This is a genomic window from Pseudarthrobacter sp. NamB4 (assembly GCF_005796185.1).
GTDB lineage: Bacteria > Actinomycetota > Actinomycetes > Actinomycetales > Micrococcaceae > Arthrobacter.
Genome location: NZ_VAHM01000004.1, coordinates 222497 through 239270, shown reverse-complemented (window position 1 = coordinate 239270; position 16774 = coordinate 222497). Strand labels below are relative to the sequence as shown.

The 16774-nt window shown below is 63.6% G+C and carries 12 protein-coding genes and 1 tRNA gene; 2 read left to right on the top strand and 11 right to left on the bottom strand.

All coding sequences use genetic code 11. The features are described 5' to 3' along the window. Positions 1-251 precede the first annotated feature (251 nt). Positions 252-4151 (bottom strand): DNA-directed RNA polymerase subunit beta', encoded by a 3900-nt coding sequence (locus tag FDW81_RS05545; RefSeq protein ID WP_138133155.1) that lies wholly within the window; start codon positions 4149-4151, stop codon positions 252-254. Positions 4152-4251: 100 nt separating this feature from the next. Beyond that, positions 4252-7761: a DNA-directed RNA polymerase subunit beta gene (gene rpoB / locus FDW81_RS05540; protein ID WP_138133154.1), complete on the bottom strand. Its 3510-nt coding sequence runs from the start codon at positions 7759-7761 to the stop codon at positions 4252-4254. A 512-nt stretch (positions 7762-8273) separates the two neighbouring features. Here rpoB and FDW81_RS05535 point away from each other — a divergent pair. Together FDW81_RS05535 and FDW81_RS05530 are read left to right on the top strand one after the other, a co-directional pair. Further along, on the top strand, positions 8274-9473 hold the full coding sequence (locus FDW81_RS05535) for an acetyl-CoA C-acetyltransferase (protein WP_138133153.1): 1200 nt from the start codon (positions 8274-8276) through the stop codon (positions 9471-9473). Then, a complete protein-coding gene (locus FDW81_RS05530) occupies positions 9473-9970 on the top strand; it encodes an aminoacyl-tRNA deacylase (protein WP_138133152.1) in 498 nt (165 codons plus the stop codon). The genes FDW81_RS05535 and FDW81_RS05530 overlap by 1 nt, the downstream gene beginning before the upstream one ends. Before the next feature lie 80 nt (positions 9971-10050). Here the strand turns inward: FDW81_RS05530 and rplL are convergent, their stop codons facing one another. The 9 genes from rplL to FDW81_RS05485 form a co-directional block, all read right to left on the bottom strand. Beyond that, on the bottom strand, positions 10051-10428 hold the full coding sequence (gene rplL, locus FDW81_RS05525) for a 50S ribosomal protein L7/L12 (RefSeq protein ID WP_138133151.1): 378 nt from the start codon (positions 10426-10428) through the stop codon (positions 10051-10053). A 77-nt stretch (positions 10429-10505) separates the two neighbouring features. Beyond that, positions 10506-11087, bottom strand: a complete 582-nt coding sequence (gene rplJ, locus FDW81_RS05520; RefSeq protein ID WP_018769122.1) for a 50S ribosomal protein L10 — start codon at positions 11085-11087, stop codon at positions 10506-10508. A gap of 297 nt (positions 11088-11384) precedes the next feature. Further along, positions 11385-12503, bottom strand: a complete 1119-nt coding sequence (locus FDW81_RS05515; protein WP_138133150.1) for a GNAT family N-acetyltransferase — start codon at positions 12501-12503, stop codon at positions 11385-11387. 7 nt (positions 12504-12510) lie between these two features. After that, entirely contained in the window at positions 12511-13665 is a 1155-nt protein-coding gene (locus FDW81_RS05510; RefSeq protein ID WP_240719975.1) for a GNAT family N-acetyltransferase, read from the bottom strand. 127 nt (positions 13666-13792) lie between these two features. Beyond that, the gene (rplA, locus tag FDW81_RS05505) at positions 13793-14500 is read right to left on the bottom strand and encodes a 50S ribosomal protein L1 (protein ID WP_138133149.1); all 708 of its coding nucleotides are present in this window, start codon (positions 14498-14500) and stop codon (positions 13793-13795) included. A 179-nt stretch (positions 14501-14679) separates the two neighbouring features. Next, entirely contained in the window at positions 14680-15111 is a 432-nt protein-coding gene (rplK, locus tag FDW81_RS05500) for a 50S ribosomal protein L11 (protein ID WP_003803853.1), read from the bottom strand. Positions 15112-15240: 129 nt separating this feature from the next. Further along, on the bottom strand, positions 15241-16044 hold the full coding sequence (gene nusG / locus FDW81_RS05495; RefSeq protein ID WP_138133148.1) for a transcription termination/antitermination protein NusG: 804 nt from the start codon (positions 16042-16044) through the stop codon (positions 15241-15243). A 114-nt stretch (positions 16045-16158) separates the two neighbouring features. Further along, positions 16159-16443, bottom strand: a complete 285-nt coding sequence (gene secE, locus FDW81_RS05490) for a preprotein translocase subunit SecE (protein ID WP_138133147.1) — start codon at positions 16441-16443, stop codon at positions 16159-16161. A gap of 81 nt (positions 16444-16524) precedes the next feature. Next, a tRNA-Trp gene (locus FDW81_RS05485) sits at positions 16525-16597 on the bottom strand. Positions 16598-16774: the final 177 nt, after the last annotated feature.

Sequence of the window (16774 nt, the reverse complement as noted above, 5' to 3'; positions counted from 1 at the left end):
ACCGGAAACGTCGCTCTGGTTCAGCTTTCCAGCTGGTACCGGCGCACTCATCCACTGCCACAATAACAATTGGTAACAAGTCTAGCATGGACCGCTCCCACGCCTTAATCGGCGCCCCTCCCCCAACTGGATAGCACCAGGCGTCGTTATGGGGCTCATAACGACACCTAGCGCTAGCCAGCTGGGTTAAACGGGAGAGCCCCGCCTCCCAGCGCCGAAGCACTGCGGAGACGGGGCCCGTTCACGAACTCCTAGCGGAAGTCGTTGCCCAGGTCGTAGTCATCCAACGGGATGGCGTGGAACTCAGGAGCTCCGTCGCCGCCCAGGGTGTCGTACGAGAAGTCACTGAACGCGCTCGGGCCGGTGAACAGGTTGGCCTTCGCTTCTTCAGTGGGCTCGACGGTGACCTCGGTGTAGCGCGGGAGACCCGTGCCGGCCGGGATCAGCTTACCGATGATCACGTTCTCCTTGAGGCCCAGCAGCGGGTCGCTCTTGCCTTCCATGGCCGCCTGCGTCAGGACGCGGGTGGTCTCCTGGAAGGAAGCCGCGGACAGCCAGGACTCGGTGGCCAGCGACGCCTTGGTGATGCCCATGAGCTCAGGACGTCCGGATGCCGGAGTCTTGCCCTCGGACACAACACGGCGGTTGGCGTCCTCAAAGCGGCTGCGCTCGGCGAGCTCGCCGGGCAGCAGGTCCGATTCGCCGGACTCGATGACCGTGACGCGGCGCAGCATCTGGCGGACGATAACCTCGACGTGCTTGTCGTGGATACCGATGCCCTGGCTGCGGTACACGCCCTGCACCTCGTCCACCAGGAACTTCTGTGCCGCACGCGGACCCATGATGCGCAGGACCTGCTTGGGGTCCACCGGCCCGTTGATCAGCTTCTGGCCGACGGTGACGTGGTCGCCATCCTCGATCAGCAGGCGTGAACGGCGCAGGACCGGGTAGGCGATCTCTTCGCTTCCGTCATCCGGGGTGATGACCAGGCGCATCTGGCGCTCGGACTCTTCAATGGTGATGCGGCCGGCTGCCTCAGCAATCGGTGCAACACCCTTCGGAGTACGGGCTTCGAAGAGCTCCTGGATACGGGGCAGACCCTGCGTGATGTCGTCGCCGCCGCTGGCCGAGACTGCACCACCGGTGTGGAACGTACGCATGGTCAGCTGGGTACCCGGCTCACCGATGGACTGTGCGGCGATGATGCCCACGGCCTCGCCGATGTCCACGGTCTTGCCGGTGGCCAGCGAACGGCCGTAGCACAGGGCGCAGGTGCCGACGCTGGACTCACAGGTGAGTACGGAGCGGACCTTGACCTCGGTAATGCCTGCCTTGTAGAGCTCGGCAATGACCACGTCGCCGCAGTCGGTGCCGGCAGCCGCGAGGACGTTGCCCTCGGAGTCCACGACGTCGACGGCGAGGGTACGTGCGTAGGCACTGTTCTCGACGTTCTCGTCCAGGACCAGCTCACCGTTGGAGTCGGCGACGGCGATCGGCGTGACCAGGCCGCGCTCGGTGCCGCAGTCCTCTTCGCGGACGATGACGTCCTGGGACACGTCCACCAGACGACGGGTCAGGTAACCCGAGTTGGCGGTACGGAGGGCGGTGTCAGCCAGACCCTTACGTGCACCGTGGGTGGCGATGAAGTATTCCAGCACCGACAGGCCCTCACGGTAGGAGGACTTGATGGGACGCGGGATAATCTCACCCTTCGGGTTGGCCACCAGGCCACGGATACCCGCGATCTGGCGGACCTGCATCCAGTTACCACGCGCACCGGAGGACACCATGCGGTTGATGGTGTTCATCGGCGACAGGCTCTCGCGCATCACGGAGGCAATCTCGTTGGTTGCCTTGTTCCAGATCTCGATCAGTTCCTGGCGACGCTCGTCGTCGTCGATCAGGCCCTTGTCGTACTGGCCCTGGATCTTGGCAGCCCGCTCCTCGTACCCGGCAAGGATTTCCGGCTTGGCGGCAGGAACCTCGATGTCGGAGATGGCGACGGTGACGCCTGAACGGGTGGCCCAGTAGAAACCGGCGTCCTTCAGGTTGTCCAGCGTTGCCGCGGTAACGACCTTGGGGTAGCGCTCCGCGAGGTCGTTGACGATGCGGGACAGTTCGCCCTTGTCGGCAACAGCCTCAACCCACGGGTAGTCCTCGGGCAGGGTCTCGTTGAAGAGCACCTGACCCAGGGAGGTCTGGACGAGCGCGGGCTGCCCCGGCTCCCAGCCTTCCGGAGCTTCCCAGCCGGCGTACGGCACGAAGCCTTCGAGGCGGATCTTGACCTGCGAGTTCAGGTGCAGCTCGCGGGCGTCGAACGCCATGATGGCCTCGGCAACCGAGCCGAAGACGCGGCCTTCACCGGCTGAGCCCTTGCGCTTGGTGGTCAGGTGGTAGAGGCCGATGATCATATCCTGCGAGGGCAGGGTGACCGGGCGCCCGTCAGAGGGCTTCAGGATGTTGTTCGAGGACAGCATCAGGATGCGGGCCTCAGCCTGGGCTTCGGGGCTCAGCGGCAGGTGGACTGCCATCTGGTCGCCGTCGAAGTCGGCGTTGAACGCGCCACACACCAACGGGTGCAGCTGGATTGCCTTGCCTTCAACAAGCTGCGGCTCGAACGCCTGGATGCCGAGGCGGTGCAGGGTAGGTGCACGGTTGAGCAGCACCGGGTGTTCGGTGATGATCTCTTCCAGTACGTCCCAGACCTGCGGGCGGTAGCGCTCCACCATCCGCTTGGCCGACTTGATGTTCTGCGCGTGGTTGAGGTCAACCAGGCGCTTCATCACGAACGGCTTGAAGAGCTCCAGCGCCATCTGCTTGGGCAGGCCGCACTGGTGCAGCTTCAGCTGCGGGCCGACGACGATGACCGAACGGCCGGAGTAGTCGACGCGCTTGCCGAGGAGGTTCTGGCGGAAACGGCCCTGCTTGCCCTTGAGCATGTCGCTCAGGGACTTCAGCGGACGGTTGCCCGGTCCGGTGACCGGACGGCCGCGGCGGCCGTTGTCGAAGAGGCTGTCAACAGCTTCCTGAAGCATGCGCTTCTCGTTGTTGACGATGATCTCCGGAGCACCCAGGTCAAGCAGTCGCTTGAGGCGGTTGTTGCGGTTGATCACGCGGCGGTACAGGTCGTTGAGGTCGGAGGTCGCGAAGCGGCCACCGTCCAGCTGGACCATGGGGCGCAGTTCCGGCGGGATCACCGGGACGGCGTCGAGGACCATGCCAAGCGGGCTGTTGTTGGTGGTCAGGAACGCGTTGACCACCTTGAGGCGCTTGAGGGCACGGGTCTTGCGCTGGCCCTTGCCGTTGGCGATGACGTCACGCAGCAGGTCCGACTCAGCCTGCATGTCGAAGCTCTCAAGGCGCTTCTTGATGGCTTCGGCACCCATGGAGCCTTCGAAGTACATGCCATAGCGGTCGCGCAGTTCGCGGTACAGGCCTTCGTCACCTTCGAGGTCTGCGACCTTCAGGTTCTTGAAGCGGTCCCAGACCTGCTCGAGGCGCTCGATGTCGGCGTCGGCGCGCTTGCGCACGTTCGCCATCTGGCGGTCGGCGGAGTCGCGGGCCTTCTTCTTGTCGGCAGCCTTGGCGCCTTCGGCTTCCAGGCGGGCAATTTCGCCTTCGAGGTCGCGGGCGATCGCAGCGATGTCGGAGTCGCGGTTGTCGATCAGCTGCTTCTTCTCGATGTCGTGCTCAACCTGCAGGTTGGGCAGTTCCTCGTGGCGGGCGGCCTCGTCAACGCTGGTGATCATGTAGGCAGCGAAGTAGATGACCTTTTCGAGGTCCTTCGGCGCCAGGTCAAGGAGGTAGCCCAGGCGGGAGGGAACACCCTTGAAGTACCAGATGTGGGTAACGGGAGCGGCCAGCTCGATGTGGCCCATGCGCTCACGGCGGACCTTTGCACGGGTGACTTCAACGCCACACCGCTCACAGATGATGCCCTTGAAGCGCACGCGCTTGTACTTGCCGCAGTAGCATTCCCAGTCCCGGGACGGGCCGAAGATCTTCTCGCAGAAGAGTCCGTCCTTCTCGGGCTTGAGCGTGCGGTAGTTGATGGTTTCCGGCTTCTTAACCTCGCCGTACGACCAGCCGCGGATGTCTTCCGCGGTGGCGAGGCCGATCTGCATGAGGCCGAAGGAGGATTCGCTGGACATATGGTCCCTGTTCTCTCTTGTTCTCTAAACTCTGAAGTCTTTGGGTGCGGAATGAGGGAGGTGATGTACGACGGCGGGCGGTCGCCCGCCGTCGTATCCCTTAGACCTCTTCTACGGAACTGGGCTCTGCACGGGACAGATCGATACCCAGTTCTTCCGCAGCCGTGAAGACTGCGTCATCAGAGTCACGCATCTCAATTGTGGTTCCGTCCGTGGAAAGGACTTCCACGTTCAGGCACAGCGACTGCATTTCCTTGATCAAGACCTTGAAGGACTCGGGTACGCCCGGTTCCGGGATGTTCTCGCCCTTGACGATGGCTTCGTAGACCTTCACGCGGCCGTGGATGTCGTCGGACTTGATCGTGAGGAGTTCCTGGAGCGTGTAGGCGGCGCCGTAGGCTTCGAGCGCCCACACTTCCATTTCACCGAAGCGCTGGCCACCGAACTGCGCCTTACCACCCAGCGGCTGCTGCGTGATCATGGAGTACGGACCGGTGGACCGGGCGTGGATCTTGTCGTCCACCAGGTGGTGGAGCTTCAGGATGTACATGTAGCCGACCGAGATCGGATCCGGGAACGGCTCGCCGGAGCGGCCGTCGAACAGACGCGTCTTGCCGGAGGAGTTGATCAGGCGTTCGCCGTCACGCGTCGGGTTGGTGGAGTCCAGCAGCCCCGTGATTTCCTCTTCGCGGGCGCCGTCGAACACCGGCGTTGCAACAGTGGTCTGGCCACTTTCGCGCGGCAGGTTCGGCAGCTGCTTGACCCACTCGGGCTCTCCTTCGATCTTCCAGCCGGTCTTGGCAACCCAGCCAAGGTGCGTTTCGAGCACCTGGCCCACGTTCATGCGGCCCGGGACACCCAGCGGGTTCAGGACGATATCAACGGGGGTGCCGTCGGCAAGGAAGGGCATGTCCTCAACGGGGAGGATCTTGGAGATAACACCCTTGTTGCCGTGGCGGCCGGCGAGCTTGTCGCCGTCGGTGATCTTGCGCTTGGCAGCCACGTAGACGCGGACCAGCTGGTTGACGCCCGGGGGCAACTCGTCGTCGTTGTCCCGGTCGAAGACACGCACGCCGATGACGGTGCCGGACTCGCCGTGGGGCACCTTCAGGGAGGTGTCACGCACTTCGCGGGACTTCTCACCGAAGATGGCGCGCAGCAGGCGCTCTTCCGGGGTCAGCTCGGTTTCACCCTTCGGGGTGACCTTTCCGACCAGGATGTCCCCTGCTTCAACCTCGGCACCGATGTGGATGATGCCGCGCTCGTCCAGGCCCGCCAGAACTTCCTCGGACACGTTGGGGATGTCACGGGTGATTTCCTCGGCACCAAGCTTGGTGTCGCGGGCATCGATCTCGTGCTCCTCGATGTGGATGGAGGAAAGGACGTCCTCGGCAACGATGCGCTGCGAGAGGATGATGGCGTCCTCGAAGTTGTGGCCTTCCCATGACATGAATGCCACGAGCAGGTTCTTGCCGAGGGCGAGCTCACCCTGGTCCGTTGCCGGGCCGTCGGCGATGATGCCGCCAACTTCCAGGCGCTGGCCTTCGTTCACCAGGACGCGGTGGTTGTAGCAGTTGCCCTGGTTGGAGCGGGCGAACTTGTTGATGCGGTAGTTGGTCTCGGTGCCGTCGTCGTTGAGCATGATGACGAGCTCGGCGGAGACCTCGGTGACCACACCGGCCTTCTTCGCGATGACGACGTCACCGGCGTCCACGGCAGCGGCGCGCTCCATGCCGGTGCCCACGAACGGGGCCTCGGAGCGGACCAGCGGCACGGCCTGGCGCTGCATGTTGGCACCCATGAGTGCGCGGTTTGCATCGTCGTGCTCCAGGAACGGGATCAGGGCGGTTGCCACGGACACCATCTGGCGCGGGGAAACGTCCATGAACTCGACGTCCTCGGCGGGAACCAGGACAGGCTCGCCTCCACCACCGCGGGCACGGACCAGGACGGTGTCTTCGGCGAACTTGTTGTTCTCGTCCAGCGGGGCGTTGGCCTGGGCGATCAGCACCTCGGCCTCGTCGTCGGCCGTCAGGTACTGGACGTCGTCGGACACGACGCCGTTCTTAACCAGGCGGTACGGGGTCTCGATGAAGCCGAACGGGTTGATGCGTCCGTAGGATGCCAGCGAACCGATCAGACCAATGTTCGGGCCTTCAGGGGTTTCGATGGGGCACATACGTCCGTAGTGGGACGGGTGCACGTCACGGACTTCCATGCCGGCGCGGTCGCGGGACAGACCACCGGGGCCAAGGGCCGACAGGCGGCGCTTGTGGGTAAGGCCCGAGAGCGGGTTGTTCTGGTCCATGAACTGCGACAGCTGGGAGGTTCCAAAGAACTCCTTGATGGCTGCGACCACGGGGCGGATGTTGATCAGGGTCTGCGGCGTAATGGCCTCGACGTCCTGGGTGGTCATACGCTCGCGGACAACGCGCTCCATGCGGGAAAGACCGGTGCGGACCTGGTTCTCGATGAGCTCGCCAACGGCGCGGATGCGGCGGTTGCCGAAGTGGTCGATGTCGTCGATCTCGACGCGCAGGTCCACTTCCTGGCCGTCACGGACGCCCTTGATGGTCTTCTCGCCGGCGTGCAGCGCGACGAGGAACTTAATCATGGCGACGATGTCTTCAACGTGCAGGACCGAAGCTTCCTTGTCGCCAAGGGAGCGGTCAATGCCAAGCTTGCGGTTGATCTTATAGCGGCCAACCTTGGCCAGATCGTAGCGCTTGGAGTTGAAGTACAGGTTGTCCAGCAGGGACTGGGCAGCCTCAACGGTGGGCGGCTCGCCCGGGCGCAGCTTGCGGTAGATGTCCAGCAGCGCGTCTTCGCGGGTTTCGGTGGCGTCCTTCTCCAGGGTTGCCCGCATGGAGTCGTACTGGCCGAACTCTTCGAGGATCTGGCCTTCGGTCCAGCCGAGGGCCTTCAGCAGGACCGTGACCGACTGCTTGCGCTTGCGGTCGAGGCGGACGCCGACCTGGTCGCGCTTGTCGATTTCAAGCTCGAACCAGGCGCCCCGGGACGGGATGATCTTCGCGGTGAAGATGTCCTTGTCACTGGTCTTGTCAGCGGCGCGCTCGAAGTAGGCGCCCGGGGAACGGACCAGCTGGGAGACGACAACACGCTCGGTGCCGTTGACCACGAAGGTGCCCTTCTCGGTCATCAGCGGGAAGTCGCCCATGAACACGGTCTGCTGCTTGATCTCGCCCGTGTTGTTGTTCATGAACTCGGCCTTGACGTACAGCGGAGCGGAGTACGTAGCGTCCCGGTCCTTGCACTCGGCCATGGTGTACTTGGGATCGGCGAACTCCGGATCGGAGAAGCTCAGGGACATGGTGCCCTGGAAGTCCTCGATCGGGGAGATCTCTTCGAAGATGTCCGACAGGCCGGACGTGGTGGCGACGCTGAGATCGTTTTCTTCCACAGCCTTCGCTACCCGGGCCTGCCAGCGCTCATTTCCGACCAGCCAGTCGAAGCTGTCCGTCTGGAGGGCAAGCAGATTCGGAACGTCAAGAGGTTCGTGAATCTTTGCGAATGAGAGCCGGCGAGTGGCACCATCAGTGCTGTCGGCGGTGTTAGCGGTTTCGTTATTAGAGGTGCTCGAGGCGACCAAGAGGGATCCTTCCACAGACCTTCAGGCGTTTTCAGATCTCCCCCGCTGTGCACCCTGCGGAATGACTCCACAGCGCTACCATCCGGTTCCGCTATATGACCCGGGACCTGTACCGGCTATGCTGTGACGTTGTTACGGCACGTTGATTGCCAGCTGCCAGGCGAAGCCCACCGCTATATGAAGGCTGAAGGTAAACAGGGAAGACGCAAATATCTACGATACGGCAAAACAACCTACGTGTCTACCCCATGTCCGGCCGGATTGCAAGCACCTGTTTTTTCCTGTTCTACAGCGTCAGGCCAGTTGATTGATGCACGGCCGGCGGGCTTGGCCGTTGGAGAAGGACGACGGCGGCGCCCCGGAAACAGCGCCAGCCGCCTCTGCCCCCAAAGGGGACCCGTCCCCTTGAGCTTCGCGGAATGCACAAGCCGGCCCGCGCGTTTGAATAGTTAGGTGACCAGGGTCACGATAACCTTGGTGGCTTACATCGGATCAGAGCGGAAGAGATAACCATGGGCAACTCTCCAGGCAACAGCGACGTTGTCATCCTTGCGGGTGCGCGGACTCCTACCGGGCGCATCAATGGCCAACTGGCCAGCTTCACGGCGGTGGACCTCGGCGCACATGCCATCAAAGCCGCCCTGGCAGCCAGCGGCGTCGATGTTGCCGATGTTGAGGCCGTGATCATGGGCCAGGTCCTGCAGGCCGGGGCGGGCCAGAACCCTGCCCGGCAGAGTTCCATCGCCGCCGGAATCGGCTGGAACGTCCCTGCGGTGACGGTCAACAAGGTATGCCTGTCCGGCCTGACGGCCGTCATCGATGCGGCCAGGATGATCCGTGGCGCCGAGGCTGCGGTCGTCGTGGCCGGCGGCCAGGAGTCCATGACCCGGGCGCCCCACCTGCTTCCCGGTTCACGCCAGGGCTGGACCTACGGGTCCATCCAGGCCCTGGATGCCGCCGCGCATGACGGCCTCACCGATGCTTTTGACGGCCAGTCGATGGGCCTGTCCACGGAGATGCGCAACCTTGCCCTGGGCATTGACCGCACCTCACAGGACAACGTGGCCGCCTATTCGCACCAGCGCGCGGCGCTGGCAGCCAAGAATGGAACGTTCGACGACGAGATCGTCCCCATCAGCGTCAAGCAGCGCAAGGGCGATCCCATAGTCGTGGACACCGACGAGGGCGTCCGCCCGAATGCCTCCGTCGAGTCGCTGGCAGGCCTGCGCGCAGCCTTCGTCACGGACGGCACCATCACCGCCGGCAACTCCTCCCCATTGTCCGACGGCGCTGCCGCCCTGGTGCTCACGTCCCGCGGTTACGCCGAAGAGCACGGACTGGAATATCTGGCAGTGGTGGGAAAGCCGGGACAGGTTGCGGGCCCGGACAACTCGCTTCACTCCCAGCCGTCCAACGCGATCATGAACGCGCTGGGCCGGGCAGGCTGGACCACGGCGGACCTGGACTTCATCGAGATCAACGAAGCCTTCGGGTCCGTGGCCGTGCAGTCACTCAAGGACCTCGACTACCCCTTGGAAAAGTGCAACCTCCATGGCGGCGCCACTGCGCTGGGCCACCCGATTGGGGCATCGGGGGCACGCCTGGCCGTGCATGCAGCCCACGAACTCAAGCGGCGCGGAGGCGGCAAGGCCGCTGTGTCCCTGTGTGGCGGCGGTGGGCAGGGCGAGGCGCTCCTGCTGTACCGCGACTGATGGCGGGCGCAGCAACGGACGGACCGGACGGCGTCGGGCGGGAGCGTTTCCTGGCTGACGCCGCCGCCCGCGGTCTCCAGGTGGACGTAGTGGAGAGGCCTGCCGCCAGGAGCCTGGCCGAAGCCGCCGGCATCCTGGGCATCACCCCCGCCGATATCGTCAAGTCCCTGGTGGTCAAGCACAAGGACGGCACGTTCCTGTTTGCGCTGATCCCGGGTGACCGGCAGATCTCGTGGCCCAAGCTCCGGGCCCTGGTGGGCGTCAACAAGCTGTCGCTGCCACCGGCCGACGTGGCGCTGGATGCCACGGGCTACGAGCGGGGAACCATCACGCCCCTGGGCAGCACCACAAGCTGGCCAGTCTATGCGGACGCCACCATCACCGGCCGGCGGATCTCCATGGGGGCCGGCGCTCACGGCTACAGCGCCTTCGTTGACGCCGATGCCCTCACCTCAGCATTGGGGGCCGTGGTTGCGGACATCAGCGACCCCGCCTAGGCCGCTGCCACGGCAGCCGCTGTTAAAGCGAAAGCCCCGCCCACAAACGTGGACGGGGCTTTCGAAGGAATAAAGCGCTGTTACTTGAGGGTAACGGTGGCGCCTGCAGCCTCGAGCTGCTCCTTGGCCTTCTCGGCAGCTTCCTTGTTGGCGCCTTCGAGGACAGCCTTCGGTGCGCTGTCAACCAGGTCCTTGGCTTCCTTGAGGCCCAGGGAGGTGATGGCGCGGACTTCCTTGATCACTGCGATCTTCTTGTCGCCGGCAGCTTCGAGGATGACGTCGAAGTCGGTCTTTTCTTCAACCTCTTCAGCAGCTCCGCCACCGGCGGGGCCGGCAACTGCAACAGCAGCAGCGGTAACTTCGAAGGTCTCTTCGAAGAGCTTGACGAACTCGGAGAGCTCGATGATGGTCAGTTCCTTGAAAGCTTCAATGAGCTCTTCGTTGCTGAGCTTCGCCATGGTAGGCGTCCTTCCTGTTGTGGTGTCCAGCGGCACATGGCCGGGCAGCACACCTGAGTCTTTTGGGGTAAAGAGAATCAGTTCTCTTCGGCTGCGGGAGCTTCAGCGGCAGCTTCGGCTTCAGCGGCGGGAGCTTCTTCAGCGGCGGGAGCCTCGGCAGCTGCCGGCGCACCGTTCTCTTCTTCAAGCTTGAGGCGCAGTGCGTCGATGATGCGTGCAGCTGCGGCGGCGGGTGCCTTGAGGACGCCTGCAACCTTGGCGAGCTGCAGCTCGCGGGACTCGAGGGCAGCCAGTGCGGCGACCTCGGTGGCATCCAGAGCCTTGCCCTCGAAGTAACCGGTCTTGATGACCAGCTGCTTGTTGGCCTTGGCAAAATCCGTCAGGCTCTTGGCAGCGGCAACTGCGTCACCCTTGATGAACGCAATTGCAGTGGGGCCGGCAAGCTGGCCGTCGAATGCTTCGACACCGGCTTCCTTGGCTGCAATGGCGGTCAGGGTGTTCTTCACGACCGCGAACTTGGTGTCCTGGCCGAGAGAAACACGCAGCTGCTTGAGCTGTGCAACGGTGAGCCCGCGGTATTCGGTCAGGACAGCGGCGTTCGATTCCTTGAAATCGTTAGTGATCTCAGCTACTGCTGAAACCTTGGTAGGCGTTGCCATAACCCTCCTTCCGGGGATAGTGCCGGTATTCGACGGTCCCCGCTCGGATGAGCTAAAACTAAAAACGCCCCGCGCAGATGCACGGGGCTTGGCTCAACATGGACAATTCCATGGAACTATGCTTCGTTCACCTGCGTTGGCCGCCCTGCGTTGAGGGTCCTTCGTCCGGAAAACCACTTCAGTCTCCCGCGCACAACTGCAGAGTTGAGCCATGTTCAGGAGAGTGGGTTTCCAACAACCGACGGTCTTTGGTAGTTCAAGTCTACGGGAGGGCCCACTGTCCGCCAAATCGGTGCATCAGCTGTTGCTGGCGCGAAGCCGGGGGAGCTCCTTTTGCCAGATGCCGGTCACCCCCGCCGTCTGGAAGCCCAGTTGTTTGTTCACCGTCAGGAGGTACCGGTTTTCGGGGGCATTCCAGGTGTAGATCACCCGGGCATCGGGGAACTGCTCGCTGAGCCGTTCCATGTTGGCCACCTTGATCAGCAATCCCAGCTTGTTCCCGCGGTGCTCCTGCAGGACCAGCGTGTCGTCCTGGAACACTACGTCGGTGCGGTGAGCCAGCACCGTGATCGTGGTCAGTCCCACGAGGGCCCCTGTGGCGAGGTGTTCGACGGCGGTGACCACCGTCTGCCTGCCCTGTGCAATGGCGACGTCTTCAGCTTCCCGGAGGATGCCGCCGTCGAACACCATGTCCTGCTCAACAGGCGCCTGCAAGGAAGGGTCGACGCCGGCCCCCGCCTGGTTCTCGAGGGCCGCGACTGCTTCCAGCCAACGGTCCGGGCAGCGGTCCGTCCAATGGTGCAGCCGGTACCGGCCGTTGTTGGCCTCCTCCGCCTCGGCCTGCAGGTCGGCCACCAGCTTGGTATCCAGCGGCAGGGTGCAGGAGCTGAACTGTTCGATGTGCTGCAGGGTGTATCCGGTCTTTTGCGCGAACTCCACCTCCCGGCTCTCCAACGGCACGAACCCCTGGCCGGAACCGGGGACAAGCTGGGCCCGCTCGAATTCGTGCAGCGAGGCGCCCGGGTGGTTGGTGTCCACGAGGATCATCGTCCGGCCTTCTGCGCGGGCCAACTGTTCGGCGGCCTGGAGCAGGCGCCTGCCGACGCCTTGACGCTGGAATTCCGGCAGGATGTCGAGGGTGAACTCCGCGAGGTCCAGATTGTCCGTGAGGGGAAGGGCGATGTCCACCGTTCCCACAATCTCCCCGTCCACCTTTGCCACGAGGATCAGCTGCCGCTCATACGGGTCCGCGAATTCCAGGAGCTTTTCCTGCGGGCCGTAAGCGAGGTCGTCGCTCCCCCACGTATGCATCCTTACCTTGCGCCCCACCTCGACGGCGGCAAGGAAGTCTGCGGCATCGGGTGCCTCAAGTGAATCAGGGATCCACAGCTGCTCGATCTTCACGTCTTGTTCCATAGGCGCATCATCCCAGCCGTTTCTGCCATTCACCTTCAAGGCCAACGGGCCTGAAGCCAAGGGCAATATTTATGGCCAGCATATGTTGGTTTTCGGTGGCATTCCATGTCAAAACATAGCGTGCCGACGGCCACCGTTTCTGGACGTGCCGGAGATTGGCCACTTTGGTGAGCATGCCCAGCCGGTGTCCGCGGTGTTCCCGAGCCACGAGTGTGTCCTGCTGGGCGATGGACGCCGGCACCGCCGGCCGCCAGTTCAGGACCGTATAGGCGACCAGTTCCCCGGTGGTGCGGTGCAGGGCGGCCGCCACCGCCGTCTGCACGCCGCCGCGGGCCAGGCTCCCCTCCTCTTCGCGGACCCGGGCCGCGTCCCAGTCTTCGAGCTCACAATCGAGGCCCGCGGTGGGGACGTCGGCGCTCATCCTGGCCTTAACCCCGGCATAGGCGTCCACGAGGTTGTCAGGGCAGCTGTCGTCCCAGCCGATGATCCGGTAGTCCCCTGCCCGGGCCCGGGCCTCAGTCTCCAGGCGCTCCAGCAGTTCGGCGGGGACAGGAAGGTCAAGCCTGCTGGAACGCTCCACCTGCTCCAGCTCATATCCGCTGGCGGAAGCGAAGGCGACGGCGGGGTGCTGGAGCGGCAGGCCGCCGGCCCCTGACTTCGCCTCGAGCAGGGCCCCGTCCGCGCCTTGCATTGGGATCTCGTGGTAGCCGTCCAGCGAGGTCCTGCCGCGTTTCCGGGCTACGGTTTCAGCGTGCTCCAGCAGCATCCGGCCAAGGCCCTGCCGCCGGTGCGCGGGGGCGACGAGGACATCAATGCCGGCAGTGTGAGTGTTCTCATGCAGCGGGAGGGTCACCGAGCACGTGCCTACAGGCTCGCGCCCCAGTCTGGCAAGGTACAGTTGCCGTTCCTCGTAGTCGTTGCCCTGCCAGTACTCCGCGGCTTCCTGCAGCGTGGGGCACCTGTCCATGGTGCCCCACAGCGCCAGCTCGTGTGCCACCCGCATGTCATGGCACAGCCTGAAGTCGGCTGTGGGGGCGGCGGAAAGCGGCACTGCGCCCCTGCCTGGGAGCGCGCCGCCGTCGAAATTGTTGAAGACGGCGACGGCGGAAATCGTCAGGGCAGCGGGCTTGCCTGTGGAGGCACCCGGCTCCGGTTCGGCCACTTGTACAGCTTAGGCAGGAACGGTCTTTCCGGAATAGCTTCTGCCGGTTAAAGGAAAGACCGCCCGGCACAGGCCGGGCGGTCTTTCCTGCTGCGGACGGGTCCGCGGCGGTTGCTCACACGAGGACTTAGGCCTCGATCAGAACCTTGGTGACGTTCGGGTCAACGGAGATGCCGGGACCGAACGTGGTGGCGACAGTAGCCTTCTGGATGTAGCGGCCCTTCGCGGCGGACGGCTTCAGGCGAAGAACCTCTTCCAGTGCTGCTGCATAGTTCTCGGCCAGCTTGTTGGCGTCGAAGGAAACCTTGCCGATGATGAAGTGCAGGTTAGAGTGCTTATCGACGCGGAAGTCGATCTTTCCACCCTTGATGTCGTTAACGGCCTTGGCGACGTCGGGGGTCACGGTGCCCGTCTTCGGGTTCGGCATCAGGTTACGCGGACCCAGGACCTTACCGAGGCGGCCAACCTTGCCCATGAGGTCAGGGGTGGCGACGGCGGCGTCGAAGTCGGTCCAGCCACCGGCGATCCTTTCGATCAGGTCGTCGGAACCAACGAAGTCAGCGCCGGCAGCGATTGCTGCCTCTGCCTTGTCACCCGTAGCGAAAACCAGGACGCGGGCGGTCTTACCGGTGCCGTGGGGCAGGTTGACCGTGCCGCGGACCATCTGGTCAGCCTTACGGGGGTCGACGCCGAGGCGGAAGGCAACCTCAACGGTGGCGTCGAACTTGGACGGGTTGGTGTCCTTGGCGAGGGTTATTGCCTCGAACGGCGCGTAGAACTTCCCCGCGTCGATCTTGGCGGCTGCTGCCTCATATGCTTTGCTGCGCTTTGCCATGCTGCTTATTTCTCCTTGTGCAGTTGTGGTCTGCGGACCGCGCTGGGCCCTGCCACAGTTGGTGCTCCGGCCCGTTATCCGTGCCGAATGCCCAACATTTCAATTTTGTTTGGTGCCGGTTGTCCCGGCGGTGCCGCCCGTCGTCGTGATTTCACGGTTGCGGAAGGCTGCGGGGGCAGTTAGCCCTCGACGGTGATGCCCATGGAGCGGGCGGTGCCGGCGATGATCTTCGCTGCGCCTTCGAGGCTGGTGGCGTTAAGGTCTTCCATCTTGGTGGAAGCAATCTCGTTAACCTGGGCCTGGGTCAGCTTGGCAACCTTGACGGTGTGCGGCGTAGCCGAACCCTTGGCAACGCCTGCAGCCTTCTTGATGAGCTCTGCAGCCGGCGGGGTCTTGGTGATGAACGTGAAGGAACGGTCCTCGTAGACGGTGATTTCCACGGGGATGACGTTTCCGCGCTGGGCTTCCGTCGCAGCGTTGTACGCCTTGCAGAATTCCATGATGTTGACACCGTGCTGGCCAAGCGCAGGACCGATCGGCGGAGCCGGGTTAGCGGCACCTGCCTGGATCTGCAGCTTGATGAGGCCGGTGACCTTCTTCTTGGGAGCCAATGTAGGGTCCTTCTCTCAATAACGTCCTGGGGCACAGGAGCGTGCCTCAGGTTTTTGGCCGCCATGGCAAGGCGACCGGCCGTTCCAGTGCTGCTAAGCAGGCAGCGCCGGGACGAATTCTTGGGGTTGTCAGATCTTGGTGACCTGGTTGAACGCCAGGGTGACGGGCGTTTCGCGCTCGAAGATGGAAACCAGCACCACGAGGGTCTGGGACTCGGGCTTGATCTCGGAGATCGTGGCGGGAAGGGTCTCGAACGGGCCTTCCTTGACGATGACGGACTCGCCAACTTCGAAGTCGACGGCCACGGGAGCCTGGTTCTGCTTGTTGACCGGCTTGCCCTTTTCGGCCTGCTCTTCCTCGAAGACCGGGGCGAGCATGGAGAAGACTTCATCAAGGCGCAGCGGCACGGGGTTGTGGGCGTTGCCCACGAAGCCGGTAACACCGGGAGTGTGGCGGACGGCGCCCCAGGAGGCGTCCGTCAGGTCCATCCGGACCAGCACGTAGCCGGGGATGCGGACGCGGTTGATGACCTTGCGCTGAGCGTTCTTGATCTCAACGACTTCTTCCATGGGGACCTGGATTTCGAAGATGTAATCTTCCATGTCCAGGGTCTGGATGCGGGTTTCCAGGTTGGCCTTCACGCGGTTTTCGTAACCGGCGTAGGAGTGGATGACGTACCAGTCACCTTCCTGGCGGCGCAGCTTGGCCTTGAACTCCTCGGCGGGGTCCACCTCTGCCTTGGCGGCGGCAGCGGCGAGGGCGTCCGTGGACTCCTCCCCGGAGTCGTCGGCGGCCTCTGCGTCGAAGTCGGAATCGGCGTCAGCGGATTCGGGCACGGAGGACTCAACCCCAGACTCGTCACCGGCTTCTGCCGTGATGTCCGCGGACTCTTCCAGCCCGGCCTCGGTTACCTCGAGCTCCTGCTCAGACACTTGGTCTCCTGCTTCCTCATTGCCTAACATGCCTATTTAAATGGCTCAATTCCGCACACCGGTGTTTCCCTCCGGCTTCCCGGAAGGAACACGCAGCCTGCGGACCGTTCAGCCTCAGCTGTCCGTGGTGCCGGTTCCGCCGAAGATCCAGCCGACGGCGGTTCCGAATCCAATGTCCAGCAGGCTGACGATGACCATCATGATGCCCACGAACACCAGCACCACGAGCGTGTAATTAATCAGTTCCTTGCGGGTAGGTGCAACAACTTTCTTCAGCTCGCCAATGATCTGGCGGATGAAGAGTGCAATGCGGGCGAAGAAGTTTGCCTTGGCGTCCTTCTTAGCTGGGCGGCCCTTGGAGCTGCTGGCAGCTGTTTCGGTCACCTGGTCCTCGCTCATCCTTGCAATGTTGGATTACCCGGCCCTGATCAGAACCATGGTTGCTGCGCTTGCCCCGGCTTTTGCCCGGGGCAGCTTGCGCAGGGCAGACAGGACTCGAACCTGCAACCTGCGGTTTTGGAGACCGCTGCGCTACCAATTGCGCCACTACCCTATGGAGTGAATTCCACGTTTTACGGCGAACACCAGCCTGTTACTGGGGCGCACGCCATCATCCGTGTTTCAACACCGGTGAACCAGTCTACGCAACAACTTCGCGTTCGTCGAACCAGCCCATTTCCGGCCCTCCCCGCTGCCCGGCCTGAGGTGGACTGGCACGCAGTCACAATTC